The organism is uncultured Pedobacter sp., from assembly GCF_913776295.1.
In the GTDB taxonomy this organism is placed as follows: domain Bacteria; phylum Bacteroidota; class Bacteroidia; order Sphingobacteriales; family Sphingobacteriaceae; genus Pedobacter.
Map to the genome: position 1 here is coordinate 16,505 of NZ_CAJYOJ010000033.1, position 19,300 is coordinate 35,804.

A 19,300-nucleotide genomic window follows, 5' to 3' on the forward strand; every position below is an offset into this window, starting at 1 on the left:
ACCATCACTAATAACCACAACATGAAAAAAATCATCTTTTTATTATGTGCCGTATGCCTGATTAACATTAGTGCGTATAGCCAGATTTTAAAACCCGTAACCTGGAGTTACGCTGCCAAAAAAACAGGTCCAAATACCGCTACTGTTTTTATTAAAGCTACTATAGACCAAGGCTGGCATCTTTATTCGCAATTGGTTAAAGATGGAGGCCCTGTTAAAACAACCTTTACCTTTCCGGCATCCGGAGCTTATACACTGGTTGGAAAAACAATCGAACCAAAAGCAATAACTAAGTTCGAACCTACTTTTAAAATGGAAGTAAGCTACTTCGAAAAATCGGTAGTGTTTCAGCAAAAAGTAAAGTTGAAAGGTAAAACCGCAACCGTTAAAGGCAGCGTAGAATTTATGGTATGTGATGATAAACAATGTCTGCCGCCGGAACAGGTCGATTTTAGTGTTCCTGTAAAATAATAGCGTTACAAGTATATGATATCCTTCAAAAAAATCTGCTTCGGGCTGCTGCTCTTTGGTGCCATATCTCTTAACGGATATGCACAGGACAGCACAGGTACAGATGATCTTACATTTACTGAAATTAAGCCTGAAGCGGCTGACAGCAACACCAAAGTTACTGATACCGTTGTTAACACATCAGTTGCAGTACCCGCTACGGTTAATCAAGCTGCTGCACCGTCAACAGAAGAACATAAGACCTTATGGGGCATTTTTATTGCAGGCTTTGTTGGCGGTTTAGCGGCCCTGTTAATGCCTTGCATCTTCCCCATGTTGCCGCTCACGGTCAGTTTTTTCACTAAAGGTTCAGAAAAAGGAAAAGCTTTTCAACGGGCTGCATTATATGGTTTTTTTATTATCCTCATTTACGTGGTACTTGGACTCTTGGTTACCGTGATTTTTGGGGCCGATGCCTTAAACAGTTTATCAACCAATGGAATCTTCAATTTCGTTTTCTTCTTATTGCTTGTTGCTTTTGCAGCTTCATTTTTAGGTGCTTTTGAAATTACCCTGCCCTCTTCATGGGTAAATAAAATGGATGCCAATTCAGACAAAGGTGGCCTTGCCGGATTGTTTTTTATGGCCGGAACACTGGCACTGGTATCTTTCTCCTGCACTGGCCCTATTATAGGTACCTTGTTGGTACAGGCGGCTACAACTGGTGCTTTGTTAGGCCCGGCAATTGGAATGTTTGGCTTTTCATTAGCCCTGGCAATTCCTTTCGCCCTGTTTGCGCTATTTCCTTCTGCCATGAACAAGCTGCCAAAATCAGGCGGTTGGCTAAACAGTGTGAAGGTTGTGCTTGGTTTTCTTGAGCTTGCTTTTGCCTTAAAATTCTTAAGCAATGTAGACTTGGCCTACCATTGGGAATGGTTTGACCGTGAAATATTCTTAAGCCTTTGGATAGTCATTTTTGGTATGATGGGCGTTTATCTATTGGGTAAACTGAAGTTTTCGCACGATAGCCCGTTGGCATTTATCTCCGTACCGAGGCTTTTTCTGGCTACTATCGTATTAGCCTTTACCATTTACTTAATTCCCGGCATGTGGGGTGCACCATTAAAAAGCATTTCCGCTTTTCTTCCGCCGCAGGAAACCCAGGATTTCGATCTGTATACCGCTAGCTTATTAGGCGGAAAACAATCTGCAACAACTGATGGCCCGCATAAATATGCAGACAAATTCCATGCACCGTTAAAACTGAATGTTTATTTCGATTATGATGAAGGTATCGCCGCCGCGAAAAAGCTGAACAAACCTGTAATGATCGATTTTACCGGTCATGCCTGCGTAAACTGCCGAAAAATGGAAGCCAATGTTTGGCCGGATAAAGATGTATATCGGATGCTCAATAATGATTATGTATTGATCCAGCTGTATGTAGACGATAAAACCGAGCTAGCTCCTGCTGATGTAACGGTTACACCTGAAGGGAAAAAACTTAACACTATTGGCAAAAAATGGAGCGATCTGCAGGCCAGGAAATTCCAATCCAATTCGCAGCCCTTTTATGTACTGCTCGATCCAAAAAAAGAAACATTACTGGCACCACCACAAGGTGCTGATTATGAAATAGCCAATTATAAAAAATTCTTAGTGAGTGGTTTAAACGCTTTCCACTAAACAGATAGGATAAAAGCGTTGAATTTAATTTTAGTTAATGATGTAAAAGGGCAGTACCGGATGGTCTGTCCTTTTTTCTTTTGGATGGTAAGGCCATCAAATTTAATGCCTGCGGCGATGCTTTTGAAATGGAATTGGCCCGAAAAGGAGTAACATTATTAAAACTGGATCGGTAGTATTTTGCTTTTTTGCAACGGAAACACGGAAGGCACGGAATAAAGGATCATTTTCCTTATCCAATGGACGGTGTCTCATAGACCAATGTAAATATTCATTTTTTTGTGACAACACAGGCGGAGGATAGAAAATACTTTTAATAATGGGAGCGCATGGCTTGTACAAAAAACTAAGTTTCTTCCCGTTTTACACTTATACGCTTCGCTGCCTCGTACCTCGTTGCTGCAGGGTAACGTTGCAACCGGGGCTAAATGGCCAAAACAGCATTTCATTGTTAAGGTTGCAAAGTGCACAAAACTCTGCCGTGGTCTGTGTCTCCACAGACCACTTCTAAGAAAACTACCTCACGCTCGTTTTCCAATATCTTAATCCATGTGAGAAATATAAGTGCGATATAAGCTGATATTGAGTATAATGTCTGATATGGTAAAACTAGTTGATTTTTGGAAAAAGCAGTTCTCATTTATGGTTGCATGGTGCAAAAAACCTTCGTTCCTAAACCCGATTACAATGGAAAGCCCGGAGCTTAGCGAGGACTTGTAATGGAAAGCGGGACTGAAGCACCCAAGAACCTCAAACCGTTCATTTCCAGACACCAAACAAGAAACAAACCACGAATACGCTACACGATGCGCCCACCTGATTGACTAAATTTAACTTTTTAGTGTTGCCCGTATCTCATAAAAATATTTAAATGCTTTTACCATATAATCTTTGCTGTTTAAAATTATATTCTTCAATGCGACGATTGAAAAATCGACGGAAAACGAAAAAAATAAATGTTCTCGTGACGTTTATTATTTTAAATATTTTACTTTTACCTTTAGAATCTTCCAAACATTCAAACGATATGAAATTAAATGAACCTGTAAAAAGTATCTTTTCGGCCGGCCTGGTGTATACTTCCATTGCAATTGGATGTACCACGAAAGCGTGGGCACAAGCTGCGAAAGTAATTAGAGTTAAAACAGACCAAAGCATCGCCAAGGTGCAGCCGAACATGTGGGGTGTTTTTTTCGAAGATATTAATTTTGGCGCTGATGGTGGTATATATGCCGAACTGATTAAAAACCGCTCTTTCGAATTTACAAAACCGCTGATGGGCTGGAGCATCCAGGGTAAAAAGCTAAAAGAAGGCGAGGTATTGGTGGTAAACCGTAAAGAGGTAAATACCGCCAATCCCAGATATTTACAGGTAAAAAAACAAAACGACGATTTTGAACTCATAAATGAGGGATTTAAAGGTATTGGTGTAAAAAAAGGATTACGCTACGATTTTTCGTTGATGTACCGTCAATCAGCACCAGGAGTTAAACTGGTGCTGATGTTGAAAGACGCGAACAATAAAATTATCGGACAGGGAACTTTAACACCTGACCAAACCGGTAGCGACTGGAAAAAACAATCAGCCAGTTTTACGGCCACCGAAACCGATCCAAAAGCGAAATTTTCCATTCTATTTCAGGGAAAGGGCGATATTGATCTGGATATGATCAGTCTTTTCCCTGGCGACACCTGGAAAAATCGTCCGCAAGGATTAAGAGCAGATATGGTGCAGTTGTTGGCTGATATGAAACCGGGCTTTATCCGTTTTCCGGGAGGCTGTATTGTAGAAGGTACCGATCTGGCCAACCGTTATCAATGGAAAAAAACCATTGGCCCGATTGAAAACAGACAACTGATTATCAACCGCTGGAATACCGAGTTTCCGCACCGTGCCGCACCAGATTATTTTCAGAGTTTTGGCTTAGGCTTTTTCGAATATTTCCAACTGGCTGAAGATATCGGTTCAGACGCCCTGCCGATATTAAATTGCGGTATGGCCTGCCAGTATAATTCTGCTGAAGTCGCTTCGCTTGATGAACTGGATCCTTATGTACAGGACGCTTTAGACCTGATTGAATTTGCCAACGGCGATATAACCACCAAATGGGGTAAAATGCGTGCTGATTTAGGTCACCCAAAACCTTTTAATCTAAAAATGATGGGCGTAGGGAACGAAAACTGGGGTCCTCAATATTTAGAAAGGCTTGCCATCTTTACCAAAGCCATTAAAGCAAAATACCCTGATTTCAAAATCATTAACAGCTCAGGCACGGATCCGGAGGGCGACCGTTTTAACCTGCTCAATACCGCATTACGAAATAACAATGCCGATTTTATAGATGAACATTATTACCGTCCGGCTGATTGGTTCTTAAAAAATGCAGGCCGTTATGATCATTACCCGCGAAACGGCTCGAAAGTTTTTGTGGGCGAATATGCAGTGCACGCCGATGGCAGGATTGAAGGCAGCAATAGAAATAACTGGGAAAGCGCATTGGCTGCGGCTTCGTTAATGACCGGCCTGGAACGCAATGCCGATGTGGTGCAAATGGCTTCTTATGCTCCTCTTTTTGCAAATATAGACGCCTGGCAGTGGGCACCTGATATGATCTGGGTAGATAATTTGAAATCGTATGGTACACCTGATTATTATGTGCAGAAACAGTTTTCTACCAATAAGGGAACCGATGTGGTTTCGATTACTCTTGATGATAAAAATATTATCGGCCAGGATGGACTTTATGCGTCTGCCGTAACCGATCAGGTAAAAAAAGAACTCATCATTAAAATTGCAAACAACTCCGCGCAACCGCAGCAAATCGATTTCGATCTTGAAGGTAAAATGAAACTGAAAAGTAAGGCCACCAATGAGGAAATCGCAAACAGCAACCTAAAACAGGTTAACTCATTTGAAAACCCTGAAGCGGTAAGTCCGAAAAAAAGTACCATTAACCTAAAAGGCAAAAAATTAAATATTGCGTTAAAACCATATTCATTCAACGTAATTAAAATTCCTTTTAACTCATAGAATTAACGAGATGACAATGAAGAAATTTTTCTTATCTGCAGCATTATTCTGCGGTTCTGTCTTAGTGCAGGCACAAACAGAAACACAGCTTACGATCAAGCCCGGAGGCGATCAGGTGGTGAGCAAACACATTTACGGTCATTTTTCAGAACACCTGGGCCGTTGTATTTATGATGGTTTTTGGGTAGATGAGCATTCAACCATTCCGAATAAAGGAAGGATAAGGTTAGATATTGTAGAAGCCTTGAAAAAGATCAAGGTTCCGAATCTGCGCTGGCCGGGAGGATGTTTTGCTGATGAATACCACTGGAGAGACGGTATTGGACCGAGAAACCAACGCCCGAAAATGGTCAACACCAATTGGGGCGGTGTAACAGAAGACAATAGCTTTGGCACACACGAGTTTTTGGATCTTTGCCAGATGCTTAATTGCGAGCCTTATATTGCGGGAAATGTAGGTAGCGGAACGGTTGAAGAAATGGCCAAATGGGTAGAATACCTGAACTTTGACGGCGTTAGCCCAATGACGGCCATCCGCAGCCAAAACGGAAGAGAAAAACCATGGAAAGTTTCTTTCTGGGGCGTAGGTAACGAAAGCTGGGGCTGTGGCGGCAACATGACACCTGCCTATTATTCTGATTTGTACCGTAGATATGCCACCTATGCACGCAACTATCCGGGTGCACCCTTAAAAAGAATTGCCAGTGGCGCTAACGCCGGCGATTACAACTGGACGGAAACCTGTATGAGAAATATTGGAGACCAGATGTGGGGCTTAACCTTGCATTATTATACGCTGCCAACAGGAAACTGGAATGCGAAAGGGTCTGCTACCAAATTTGATGAAGCACAATACTTCTCGACCATGAAAAATTGCCTGCACATGGAAGAACTGGTGAGTAAACACTCCGCACTAATGGATAAATACGATCCTAAAAAGAATGTTGCCCTGGTAGTTGATGAGTGGGGAATCTGGACTGATGTAGAGCCCGGAACCAATCCTGGCTTCCTGTATCAACAAAACAGTTTACGGGATGCCTTAATTGCAGGGACTACCTTAAATATCTTTAATAACCATTCAGATAGGGTTAAAATGGCCAACCTGGCACAAACCGTAAATGTTCTACAGGCTTTGATTTTAACCGAAAAAGATAAAATGATCCTTACCCCCACTTACCATGTTTTTGATCTTTACAAGGTACACCAGGATGCCAGGTACTTGCCAATTGCCTTTACCAGCCCTGATTATGTGCTAGGCGATCAGAAAATTCCGGCGCTAAATGTTTCAGCTTCACAAGATGCCAGCGGTGCAATCCATATTTCGTTGGTTAATTTAGATCCAAATAAAAAAATTGCGTTAAGTACGGTATTGGATGGCTTGAAATGGAATTCGGTTACCGGACAGATTTTGACCTCCGCTAAACTGACCGATGTAAACACCTTTAACGATTTGAACAAGGTGCATAATGCAAAATTTACAGGTGCCAAAAAAGCAGGCAATTCGTTAAAAGTAGAGTTACCGGCGCAATCTGTTGTGGTTTTGGAATTGAAATAATTTAAGAAAATTGAGATTTTGATTACCCATTAAAAAAGATGCTGAAACGAGTTCAGCATTTTTTTTTGGCTAATAATTCCACTTTGATTTGGAGAAAAGTTACTATTAACAAACTATATTTTTGCGGTCGTCATTCTCGCGAATGCGGGAATCTGAAAGCGATTGAATTAAGATTCTCAATCAAGTTGAGAATGACGATTTCTAAAGGGATATTATCAACTTAAAATTATCCTTATAACCAGTGGTCTGTGTCCGCACAGACCACAATTTAAATCACCTACCTCACCAACCTTACCTCATAAATATTTGCGATAGCCGAGCCCTGATCGGCAACGAATTTCACTTCTAAATCTGCTTTTAACAGCGTTTTTGGAATCTGATATTCTTGTGTGTAAAAGCTATTTCCCTTGCTTCCGTCTAATTTTACATTTTCAATTTTAACACCATTGATCAGGATAGCGAAACTTTTATCCTCTTCTTTTCCAAAATAGGTTAAACTGAGCTTGTTTCCAGATAAATCTTTGTTTTTCAGCACATAACTGAACCAAGCTTTTCCGTTTCTGAAATGCCTTTCCTGGTGGGTTCCGTTATCGGTTTGTTCACCTTTAAAATTGTGATCGGATTCTGGTTGTTGTTCACCAGGATTAACCAGATCAACTGTTTGCTGTTCAACCTTCATCTTTTCTTCTTCAGCCAGTTTGATCGCCTTCGCGCGCTCCGGCAAAGACTGTTCATTGCTGTAAGGAAAGTAAACCACGTACCGCTTTTCGGCAAGGGTGTAAAAAGGAACCAGTTTTAGAGATTTGTATTTGGGTTGATAAACCGCATTCCGGACACTAAACGTTAAACTGTTTTTATCAGTCAGCGTAATTTCATTGGCAAGCGTACTTTTTGGCCCGGTAACCAGGGGTGCATCACTGATCGGCAATAAAGCACCAGAGGCGATATGTCCCATCCGGCTGCCATCAGCGGTTAAATTAGGTTGATTTAAAGTATCCATTTCTGCAGCAAGAACTATCGGTCCGCGGAGAAAAGCCACCCAGTCAGAGCCATCGGGCATAAACTCCGTAGTAGTATGCATCGGTAGCGAAATGTTAACCACATCACCCGTATTCCAGGTACGATCGATACTGGCATAACCATTTGCTTCACTTATAGCGGTTACCTTTTTTCCATTTACCAGCACAGCCATTTTTCCTTTCTCTACCCAGGCAGGCCGACGGAAATGTAAGGTAAAACGCTGTTTATTTTTCAACTGAAGTTTGATAGTCGTTTGCTCAGCATCAGGAAAAAGGGTTTTTTGTGTAAGTTGAATACCTTTCTCTTTCCAGTTTAAGGTTGACGGGATAAAAAGATTTACAAATATATCATTCACACGGTGTGCATAAATCAGCTCTCCATATTTGCCATGGTTTTCCAATCCCGAACCTACACAGCACCAGAAACTTTCCTGCGGACTCGAATAGGTACGGTAATGCCCTGGTCGCATAGGGGTAAAATATACAAAACCACCTTCTGGCCTTTGCGTAGAAAGGATATGATTATAAAGTGTGCGCTCGTAATAATCAAGATAAGTATTTGAAGGGTTTGCCAAAAACAACTGTTTGGTCAGCTTCAGCATATTGTACGAATTGCAGGTTTCAGGTCCTTCACGCGATTCTGTCATTGAAGAAAAGTCATTAGCAGGATGAAAATGCTCCCTAACACTATTTCCTCCGATGGCTACTGTTCTGTGATCGACTACTGTTTTCCAAAAGAAAGCAGCGGCATCAGCCCAGGCCTGATTTTTATCCAACAGCGCAATCTGCTCAAAACCAATCACTTTCGGAATCTGCGTATTGGCGTGTAAGCCGTTCAGGGCATCTGTATTTTTCAATAGCGGATTTAAAATGGATCGATCCGAAAAGCGTTTGGCCAATTGAAGGTACTTTTTGTCGCCTGTTATCGCGTAAACATGAGCGAAAGTTTCATTTAACCCGCCATGTTCGCTCTTTAATAATTCCTGTATTTGTTCATCAGACAATTTGGAAACCATGTCCACGCACCAATCCGTTAGTTTAATGAGCATCTGCTTCGCTTTTTCATTGCCTGCAACGGCATACGCATCGTAAAGTCCGGCATAAATTTTATGGATATTATACAGGGGTACCCATTTTCCATTTAAAGAAAAACTGGATGATTTTATATCTCCGGCTTTAATCTCTTGCCAGATTTTTTTACCACCCGGAATTCCCGCCAGGTAACCATCGCCATTCTGACGCTGACATTTGTCCAGTTCGGCAATCATATAATCAATACGCTTCTTCACCTCTGCATCGCCTGTAGATGCATACATCAAAGATAGGGCCGACAGATAATGTCCACCAACATGCCCATCCAGGCCTGTATTTTCCCAGTTCCCGTACGATTCGGCTTTAGGCTTTAGTCCTGCTTCCCGTAAGTATGGTGCCAAAAGTCTATCCGCATCCAGCGATAACATATATTTTTTATCGGTTTCCTGCGCTTGTTTAAAAGGTCCCTCGAGCAAACGCACTTCTGTTAAACTAAATGTTTTTAAGGTCTTCTGCCCAAAAACAGTTCCACCCAGAGCGGTAATTAAAACAACTGTGATTATATTTTTCATTTTTAACATCTTCTTCATAGCGAGGATCATTGAACGCATTCGATAAATTTTAGGTATTCCCGTTTAACAACCTCTGAAGATAAATTAATTGTCCTATATGCTTGCTATTGATGAATAAACCCCTGATAATAAACAGCCCGTTAGATAGTTTAAATGCTCATAACATCAAAAGTATAATAAACCATTGGCTTGGGGATATAACCGGCCAAAAGCAGCACTTTATCAAATTTGGTTAAATAAACGTCTCAAAGACATTTATAAAGCTAAGATATAAAAACAATTGCAATTACGGGACGATTGAAACAAATCATTTAAACGTTTGGAAATTTTTTTATCAAAATGTTTAGTCTGTACACACGCAAAAACAAAGCACAAATTAAAATTAATAACGGTTTACAAACCCTGATATCATTCTTTAAGATGTTGCAGTTCCACTTATCATAGCTAAGCCTCCACAGGAAAACAAACTACTCCAACCAAACCATCTGTGTAAATGCACCATTGGTGGCCACATCCCAAACCTCTACTCTTACCCACTTACGGCCTTTTAAATCAACCTGCCAATTAAAATCCTTTTTACCAAATGCCTGGGTTGCATTTAAATTTAGTTTTTTACGATATACCTTTTTCCCATCGCCCGATACTATTTCTGCAAAACTTAATGGGAATGTCCAATCGAGCTGCACATTTATCTTTGCTTTTCCGCTGTTATTAACCTTCAAAGTCTCTCCTGCACCTTTGCCGTCAACATTAAAGCCTGGGATTAATACTTCACCTGTAGAAACAAAGAACTTTCCCTGCCGCATGACATCTAAAACCGGTTGCCATCCATCAGTATAGTTTGGCACTTTATCAAGTTGTAAATAATTTACATTTAAGTGTGCATACATTTCGTTTTGTTCGGTAATGGTAAAGATGTCAGCCTCGGAGATTACATGTTTTTTAAAACCCCAATTGGCCATATCGTCCATTAGATTTAATACCCTTTTACTTAGGGTGGGCAACGAAAGATCGCCCGGAATTGCTTTCCAGGCTGCTCCCATAAAGGTTTCTGATTTAAAAAAATCTTCTTCCTTATATTTATCCGGATAACCCGTTGAAGCCTTTGTACGGGCGTGGGCAGTCCAGGCCAGGCCATTTTCCTGTTCCAGTAATTTAAGCATTTCGGCCTTATTACTTACCCGGTAAACTTTTCCATATTTTGGGTCATTACTTTCAAAAGGCATGTCGCTCTTCCTCGACATGATCCAGTAAATCGGTTTAGTAAAAAATGCCAACCAATGTCCGCCATAAAAATTATTGGCCTCTTCTCCCGGTAACAAAAGAAAATTGTCGTCTGAAAGCCTTTTCGTCTGTTTAAATAAGGCATCTAACTCCCTTAAACGAATAGAATCTGGTCCCTTAGGATGACCAGGGCCATGAAATTCAGCCAGTTTCACGATATTTAACCCCGTCTTCTTGAGTACATCAACAAATTCCGGTTGCTGCGGCACGGGTTTACCACTTAGTACGACATCCGAAATAAACTCATTGTGAAAATGGCTGGCCATTGTTTTATAGCCCGGCAGAGGTACATAAGTATCATTATGGGTAAACTTTTTTACTTCGTCTAAAACCATATCTGCTTTTCCGGTACTTAGCAGGCAGAAAAAATTAAGACGTTGTTGGGTATGAGGAGGTGCATTAAACCATGGTACATAACGTTTGTCGCCCAAAGGGTCCTGACGGATGCCAATTCCAAAATCAGAAATCAGGTTTAAGTAATTACGTCCTTTCCAGGTAAATTTAAGATTAAAAGCTTCATCCAGCGGATAAAAATACTGATGTGGAGCAGGAAAAACCGCTAAACTTCCAGCACTATTTTCGCCAATAACCGTACGGTATTTTACCTCTAAGTTTTTACTTTCTTCAGTTTTAACAACCTTTTCTTCATGAAGCTTACCTTTTACGTCAGACCAGGCTACTTGTGACCAGCTCTCTTTTTTGCTTACCAATCCGGCATCATACAAAATTGCAGTCGAATCCTTTTGGGTGGATACGACAGCAGCTATATTAAACAAGGGGCTTCCGTTGTAAAGTGTTATTTCTAAGTTACCGCTAAAGTTATCACACTTTACGCCGGCTATTTTAACCACTGTTTGCGCACCATGTGTAAAAACACTTGCATCCCCTTTTTCGAATTTGACAAGACTGGTCGTGTAAGGCCGCGTGGGAACACGGTCAAAAAATACATCCCAACCCCCACTTTCCGGGCTTAAAGTACGTTTACCTACCCGCAAGATAAAAACAGGATCAAGATTTGATGCAATTAATTTTAACGCACCTTTTTTACCCATCTGCAAACTGCTAAAAAGGGGTTTTCCTTTCTCGAGATCAAGAACCAATCTGCCCATTACATTATTGCCAACCGGCCAACTTAAAACCAAGCCTTTTTGCCTGACAGAAACAGTAGCTCCATTAGGTTTAAAGGCTTTTAAATTAACCTGGGCAGACGTATCCAGAGAAAATATGCAGATAATAATGAGGAGTGAAAATATTTTTTTCATCAAGTATTTGTTTTCTGGTTAGTGTAGAATAGGCAAGATAATGATTATGAGCAGAATATGTAATCCTAAAACTTGGATTTCAATCATTCCATACATTTAATTTTAAATTTTAAAATCTCCTGGCAGGTAAAATTCGTAATAAGAAAGACCAACAAACATTTGAGCATAAAGGAATTAAAACATTAAAGAGAAAATCGAAAATCCAGACAACCTAATCCTATAGTGCATTTTGTTCATTTTTTATTTTTAGTATAAAAAAAACGTTACATTACTTAACTTGACCGAGAATTTTAAAACCAAACAATTTGCATCCCATACTCATCAGAAATAATGTAAAAATACTTGGCGAAGGCAGTCAGGTACTGGTATTTGCTCATGGCTTCGGCTGTGCACAAAATTCCTGGAAATACATCACGGATGCTTTCCTTGAGGACTACAAAGTAATCTTATTTGATTATGTAGGTTCTGGTGATTCGGACCTCAGTCAATACGACCAAAAGAAATATGCTACACTTGAAGGCTATGCCTGTGATGTAATGGATATCATACAAGCACTTGAGCTGAAGAACATTATATTTATCGGGCATTCTGTTGGCAGTATGATCGGTATGATTGCGGCGTTACAGGTACCGGAAATTTTTAAAAAATTAATATTTATAGGGGCATCACCACGCTATTTAAACGATGGTGATTATATCGGCGGATTTAATGCTGAAGACATGGAAACCATATTTACGCATATTGCCCAAGATTATGTATCCTGGAGCAAACAAATGGCACCAATAGTGATGGATAGCCCTGGTGAACCTGAATTATCTGATTTTGTACAGGAATGTTTTGAAGCCACCAATCCAAGTGTGGCGCTTGCTTTTGCAATGGCTACCTTTAAAACCGATTACAGAGACCAATTGAAAAACCTCGAAGTACCGAGCTTAACCCTGCAATGTAAAAATGACGCAATTGTTCCGTTATCAGTTGGGGAATTTATCTATAAAAATACGCCCGAGAATTTTTTAGTTGTGATGAAAGCTACCGGTCATTTCCCACACATCAGTGCGCCAGATGAAACCATCAGGGAAATAAAAGATTTTATTGAAGATGCCGGTTTGAAATCAGCATCAGACCATTTTTATACGCCAGAGGCTTCGTGCCCATCAGTGGTTAAAACTGAATGATCAGGAAAAAGTACAGATTATTGATATAAAAATTATTTGCTTCTTCCCCAACCTTTTTGCAGCATGATCAATCAACTCTATCCTACGCCAACGTTGATACTAATTAAATGATCTTGGACAAATTGCGCTGCCTTAAGAGAGATGATATAGTAGTCTAAACTATATTGAAACAACAGGTATAATGTCGTCCTCCTTTATAGACAAGCTTTAAAACCCATTGATCTATTGTAATATAACTTCCATTTTCCTACCGTTGGCATCATAGTTATAAATATGATTTAGGGATATCTTTCTCCTAACCAGTAACCAGCTTCGCCCCGGATCTTTCAGATACATTCATTTTAGGCAGCAGCCTGTATACAAAAAGCTTTTTCTGAAATTCTCAAAAGGCAATGGATATAATTTAGCATTTAATCTTTAAGACCGATTAAATACTCAACAATTAGTAACTATTAATAAACCTTAACGGCATCATCACAAAGTCAAATTGTGAACAGACATAGTAAAAATGATGTTTCCTTAAGGTAGCAATGAACAAAATGAATGAAACGTATATTTAACAACATCCGATCCAATTCTCTTCCCGTATATAAGCCTGTTTCACATTAATAATCACGCTGATTTTCCTTCAAAACCCTGTCAGAACTGATGAGATTTACATTAGCAGAAACTTAAAGAAAATTTTATCCTTATTATCCAAAAAAAATAAAATGAACAAAGTTAAAACAATTGCCCTTTGCACAGTCGCCGTGCTATTTGTCTATGCCGCTAAAGCACAAAGCTTCAAAGAACCGGTTGGTTATAAACTCAAAAACGGCATGAACATTATTATTGCTGAAAATAATAAATCGCCAAAAGCTTATTCCAGCTTCACCTTAGATGCTACCGCATTTGACAACAAAAAAGACGGCGTAGCTGAGCTATTAAATGCTGTACTAAATGAAAATGCGGGCAAAAACACGAACATCAGCTTTAAAGATAACAGTGGCAAACTGGCTATAGCCAATGCGGATTTAGAAAAAGGTTTAAGTGAAATGGCTGCTCTGATCCAGAATGCAATAATTGATCAAAAAACTTTCAACACGGCCAAAGCTAAATTAATAACCAGTATAAAGGCTCAGGATTACGATTATGATCAAACAGTAAACGAAAGTTCGATTAATGCTTTAACCCTGGCAGATGTTCAAGACTTTTACAGGCAGATTTCTCCGGAAAAAACATTTTTAACCATTGCAGGAGATGTCGATTTGAATACGGCTAAAGCGTCAGCCAAAAAAGCTTTTGGCAACTGGAACCGGATACAAGAACATGTACCAACGGTTACAAAGTAATCTTTAAAATTAAGTCTAAGCCCTTTGATTAGTTTCAGGGGGCTTTTTTATTTGCTAATTGTTACATGCCTTCTGGTTTTCGCCGTTCATATTCCAGTAATCATTTAATATCTTCGTCTAATATAAACCCATCATTTCCTAAAAAGCCTGCAAATGAAAAAAGCTTATATCCTACTCACTTTTATTGCCGTTAGTTTAACCCTAAATGCCCAGATTGTGGTTAACCGGAATCAGGATATCGATAAAATGGTTAAGGCCGTGAATTCCGACTCGCTAAAATCGTATATCAATAAAATGGTTTCTTTCGGAACCAGAAATACGCTGAGCGATATTAAAAGTAAAACCAAAGGAATTGGAGCCGCCAGGAACTGGGTAGTGACTAAGTTTAACCAGTTTGCAAAGCAAAGCGATGGTCGGGTTACCGCCTATTTGGATACCATTACACTTAAACCTGATGGCAAAAGAGTAGACCAACCTATACTGCTGGGAAATGCCGTAGCGATCTTGAAGGGTACAGATACCAGCGATAAACGAGTTTATGTGGTAAGCGGACACCTGGATAGCCGTGTAACCGACGTAATGAACAGGACCAGCGATGCGCCGGGCGCTAACGATGATGGCAGCGGCGTAGCAGGCGTGATAGAGGCTGCCAGGATTATGAGTCAGTATAAATTTCCGGCAACCATCATATTTGTAGCCGTAAGCGGTGAAGAACAATCTTTACTGGGTTCTGGTTTTATGGCCTCAAAAGCTAAAAAAGAAAACTGGAATGTAGATGCTATGCTGAACAACGATATGATTGGCAGCAATAACAGTAGCGAAACGAACATCATCGACAATACCAGGTTACGGGTATTTAGCGAGGGATTACCCAGTCTTGATTTGGATAAAAATGCAAAAAGCATCCGCCAGTTTGGTTTAGAAAATGATGGTAAAAGCCGTCAGTTGGCACGGTATGTTAAAGAAATAGGCGAACGTTATGTTGATCAGTTGGAAGTTAAATTAATTTACAGAAATGACAGGTTTCTGCGTGGCGGAGACCATACCCCGTTTGTAGAACATGGGTTTACAGCGGTACGTTTAACTGAAATGAACGAAAACTTTGATCACCAGCATCAAGACCTGAGAACAGAAAATGGTGTTCGGTATGGCGACCTGCAGGAATTTATGGATTTTGAATATTTACGCAAAAACACTGGTGTGAATATTGCGGTTCTGGCCAATCTGGCGAAAGCGCCTTCAAGCCCAACCGAAGTAAAGGTTGATGTTAAAAACCTGAGCAATTCTACTTTTTTGTACTGGAAAGCACCTGTTAATGGTACAGTAAAGGGTTACTATGTGTTAATGCGCGAAACCAGCAGCCCTGTTTGGGAAAAGAAATTTTTCACATCAGCTACCGAATTAAGATTGCCTTACAGTAAAGACAATTATTTATTTGCCGTTCAGAGTGTTGGAAATGACGGCAACGAGAGTTTACCTGTAGTACCCGGTATTGGCAGATAATAAAAACATTTAGGATTTGCCCTTGTTTAAATTCAAATTTGATGCATGAAATTCAAACCGCTGGCTTTTATTATTAATATTGCCCTCACACTCGGTGTTGGTGCGCTAGGCGGATGGGCAACTGCCCAATCTGTTAAAACCTGGTATCCAACCTTAAACAAACCATCCTTTAATCCACCAAACTGGCTTTTTGCACCTGTTTGGACTTCACTTTATATATTGATTGGCATTGCAGCTTATCTGGTTTGGATAAAACGGGATAAAATAGTTCATTTTCCGCGTACGGTTGCCATTTACCTCATCCAGCTGATCTTAAATCTCGCCTGGTCTTTCATTTTCTTTTATCTACATGAAATCGGCTTTGCTTTGGCAGAAATTATTTTACTCTTGCTGGTAATCGTTATTAATGCCATTACTTTTTATAAAATCAGCAAATGGGCAGGTTTAATATTCGTCCCCTATATTCTTTGGGTAAGTTTTGCCACATTTTTAACCTATAACATTTTTATATTGAACTGATTTTAAAAGAAAAACACTTATTTTTAGGGGTGGTAACTTTTAAAAGATATTTGCTGATCCTGTTCGTTCTGTGCTGTAGCCAATTGCAGGCGCAAAAGGTAGGTCTCGTATTTAGCGGTGGCGGTGCAAAAGGATTATCGCACATCGGCACATTAAAGGCTTTAGAAGAAAATCACATTCCTATTGATTACATTACCGGCACATCAATGGGCGGTATTGTTGGCGCCATGTATGCTTCAGGTTATAGCCCAAAACAGATTGAGGAAATAGCCCTGAGTAGCGATTTTCAGAATTGGGTAAATGGCCGTTACACGAGCGATTATACCTACTACTTCCAGAAAAATGCACCAAACGCCTCTATGCTTACTGCAAAAGTGGCTATCGATACCGGTTTCCATTTTAGTTTCCGCTCTAACCTGATTAATGATATCCCGTTAAATTTTGCTTTTCTTGAGCTTTTCTCGCAGGCCTCAGCCGTTTCTAAAGATAATTTCGACAATTTGTTCGTTCCCTACCGTTGTATGGTGGCAGATGTGCTTTCGCAAAAAAGCATCACGGTAAGTAAGGGAAGTTTGGCGGAGGCGGTAAGGGCCACGATGACAGTCCCGATTATCTACCGGCCGATTAAATTAGACGGCAAGTATGTTTTTGACGGCGGTCTCTATAATAATTTCCCCGCTGATGTAATGGAAAGGGATTTCAAGCCTGATTATATGATTGGTGCCAATGTTTCTTCCAAAACTTATAACGAATATCCTAAAAATATAGACGATCGTTTAATGAACCGCTTTCTGGTATACATGTTCCTGTCTAAATCAGACTCTACCATGATCGGTAAAAACGGCGTTTACATCCAGCCCGATTTAGCTACCTATAGCGTTACCAATTTCGCTCCGGTAGAAGAATTGATCAAAAAAGGATATGATGCAACCATGGCTGATATGCCAAGGATCAAAGCTTTGATCAGCAGAAGGGTGAGTGATGAAGAACTGGAACAGAAAAGAGCGAAATTTAATGCAAAAAAGCCAGATCTAAAATTCAGTAATATCATTGTAACGGGTGTAAACAGCCAGCAAAAAAAATACGTAGAAAGGCTTTTCAAAAGTGATAAAACTACTTTTAACCTGCAAGATGTTAAACGCGGGTATTATAAACTTGTTGCCGACCAGACTTTCGAAACGGTATATCCCAAAATTTCTTATCAGGCGGCAACAGATAGTTATACTTTTGAGGTAGTGGCCCAACCGAAAAAGAGTTTTAAACTCGAGTTGGGAGGCAATATTTCAACCAGGCCCATTAGCAATGTTTTTTTAGGCGCCCAGTACAATTACCTCAACCGCAAGTCGTACACTTTCGGAACCAGCTTTTACTCCGGTCGTTTTTACGAATCGGTACAGGTAAATGGCCGCGTAGATTACCCAACCAGGCTCCCTTTGTTTTTGGCTGCAGAGTTAACCTATAATCACTGGAACTTTTATAATACCAGCCAGATCTTTATCGAAAACCCACGCCCCATTTATATCGAACAATCAGACCGGAAAATTGATCTGATGATGGGAATGCCCTTAAATTACAATACCAAAATTGTGCTTCACGCTAACTTTATCAACAATAACGACCGTTACAGCCCAAATAATACCTTTGCAGTAGGCGATTTATTAGATCAAACCATATTTAATGGCTTCAGGGGCTCGCTAAACCTCGAAAAAAATTCGCTGAACAGAAAACAATATGCCACCAATGGCCAAAGCTTTTCGTTAAGTCTCAATTACACCACCGGTCGCGAAAATTACAATCCCGGCAACATTTTCCGTAACACTCCCGGTTTTGTGAAAGTTCCCGGCAGTAGCCAGCTACGCCACTGGGCCAGTATTAAGCTTACTCAGGAGAACTATTTTTTACATCTTAAAAAATACACTTTGGGTTATATTGTTGAAGGGGTAATTTCAAATCAGCCTTTGTTTAGCAACTATTACGCAACCCTTTTAACCGCTCCTGCCTTTTATCCCTTACAAGATAGCCGCTCACTATTTCTGGATAAGTTTAGGGCAACGACATATGCCGCAGGTGGAATAAAAAACATTTATAATGTTAAAAAAAATCTTGACTTTCGATTGGAGGGTTATTTATTTTTACCACATAAAGAGTTTGAGCTGAATAACTTCCAGGATATCAATTATGCAAAGGCCATTACAAAATTACGTTATGCAGGTACCGCTGGTCTGGTTTATCACTCGCCTTTGGGCCCCGTTAGCCTGAGTTATAATTTATATAATGATGCTATTAAAAGAAATGGTGTATTATTGCATATCGGTTATTTAATTTACAATAAACGTTCTATCGAATGAAACGAATCGTACTCTTGATTTCGCTGTGTTTAACTGGGTTTTTCAGCTTTGCACAAAACGCATCTATCAATAATTTTCTCGTAAAAGAGAATTTGCTTAAAAATAGTAAACTGGCCATCATAGCAGCCGATTCGCTCAACAACCCGAACGAAAATATAAACGGAACCTATACCTTTAGTGTAAGTGGTTTTACACAGGTCCTGAAATTTAACGACGGCATAGCGGTGCTGCCCTTACCAATCGATAAATCTACCTTCGTTTATATTAAACATCAAAACGATGCGGGTACGCATAGCAAACTCGTGTATGTTTATAAAAAAGATTCTGATTTAAGTCCTTACACCATTAATAGCTTATGGTTGTTCATCATTCCTATTGCACTTGTGATCATTGCCTTTGCTTTCCGTAAACTCATCATTTTTGTGGTAATTGTGTTTCTGGTATTCGTCTATTTCAACCATAGTAACGGGCTTAACCTTGCTACCTTTTTCGAAAGTATTTTTGACGGACTGAAGAACCTGGTCTGATCATCC

The 19,300-nt window shown here is 40.0% G+C and carries 12 protein-coding genes; 10 read left to right on the top strand and 2 right to left on the bottom strand.

The genetic code is table 11. The annotated features are described in order from the left end of the window. Positions 1-21 precede the first annotated feature (21 nt). The 4 genes from QZ738_RS05895 to QZ738_RS05910 all read left to right on the top strand — a co-directional run bounded on the left by QZ738_RS05895 (position 22) and on the right by QZ738_RS05910 (position 6,722). Positions 22-471 carry a protein-disulfide reductase DsbD domain-containing protein gene (locus QZ738_RS05895; protein ID WP_293785625.1) on the top strand — a complete coding sequence of 150 codons (450 nt, stop codon included), beginning with the start codon at positions 22-24 and terminating at the stop codon, positions 469-471. Between the two features lie 15 nt (positions 472-486). Beyond that, positions 487-2,136, top strand: a complete 1,650-nt coding sequence (locus QZ738_RS05900; RefSeq protein WP_293785627.1) for a protein-disulfide reductase DsbD — start codon at positions 487-489, stop codon at positions 2,134-2,136. A 1,027-nt stretch (positions 2,137-3,163) separates the two neighbouring features. Beyond that, complete coding sequence (locus tag QZ738_RS05905) at positions 3,164-5,167, top strand: alpha-L-arabinofuranosidase C-terminal domain-containing protein (protein WP_293785629.1); 2,004 nt, start codon at positions 3,164-3,166, stop codon at positions 5,165-5,167. 16 nt (positions 5,168-5,183) lie between these two features. Next, positions 5,184-6,722 (top strand): alpha-L-arabinofuranosidase C-terminal domain-containing protein, encoded by a 1,539-nt coding sequence (locus QZ738_RS05910; protein ID WP_293785631.1) that lies wholly within the window; start codon positions 5,184-5,186, stop codon positions 6,720-6,722. A 277-nt stretch (positions 6,723-6,999) separates the two neighbouring features. On the opposite strand, the gene QZ738_RS05915 is transcribed toward QZ738_RS05910, so the two are convergent. After that, a complete protein-coding gene (locus QZ738_RS05915) occupies positions 7,000-9,345 on the bottom strand; it encodes a glycoside hydrolase family 127 protein (protein WP_293785633.1) in 2,346 nt (781 codons plus the stop codon). Positions 9,346-9,812: 467 nt separating this feature from the next. Further along, positions 9,813-11,891, bottom strand: a complete 2,079-nt coding sequence (locus tag QZ738_RS05920) for a hypothetical protein (RefSeq protein WP_293785635.1) — start codon at positions 11,889-11,891, stop codon at positions 9,813-9,815. Positions 11,892-12,196: 305 nt separating this feature from the next. On the opposite strand from QZ738_RS05920, the gene QZ738_RS05925 reads away from it, so the two are divergent. From QZ738_RS05925 to QZ738_RS05950, 6 genes are all read left to right on the top strand, one after another. Beyond that, the gene (locus QZ738_RS05925; RefSeq protein ID WP_293785636.1) at positions 12,197-13,066 is read left to right on the top strand and encodes an alpha/beta hydrolase; all 870 of its coding nucleotides are present in this window, start codon (positions 12,197-12,199) and stop codon (positions 13,064-13,066) included. A 710-nt stretch (positions 13,067-13,776) separates the two neighbouring features. Beyond that, a complete protein-coding gene (locus tag QZ738_RS05930) occupies positions 13,777-14,397 on the top strand; it encodes an insulinase family protein (protein WP_293785637.1) in 621 nt (206 codons plus the stop codon). A 153-nt stretch (positions 14,398-14,550) separates the two neighbouring features. Then, positions 14,551-15,900, top strand: coding sequence for a M28 family metallopeptidase (locus QZ738_RS05935; protein WP_293785638.1), 1,350 nt, complete (start codon positions 14,551-14,553; stop codon positions 15,898-15,900). A gap of 45 nt (positions 15,901-15,945) precedes the next feature. Continuing rightward, the gene (locus tag QZ738_RS05940; RefSeq protein WP_293785639.1) at positions 15,946-16,419 is read left to right on the top strand and encodes a TspO/MBR family protein; all 474 of its coding nucleotides are present in this window, start codon (positions 15,946-15,948) and stop codon (positions 16,417-16,419) included. A 50-nt stretch (positions 16,420-16,469) separates the two neighbouring features. Continuing rightward, positions 16,470-18,767: a patatin-like phospholipase family protein gene (locus QZ738_RS05945; protein ID WP_293785640.1), complete on the top strand. Its 2,298-nt coding sequence runs from the start codon at positions 16,470-16,472 to the stop codon at positions 18,765-18,767. Then, a complete protein-coding gene (locus tag QZ738_RS05950) occupies positions 18,764-19,294 on the top strand; it encodes a hypothetical protein (protein WP_293785641.1) in 531 nt (176 codons plus the stop codon). The genes QZ738_RS05945 and QZ738_RS05950 overlap by 4 nt, the downstream gene beginning before the upstream one ends. Positions 19,295-19,300 lie beyond the last annotated feature (6 nt).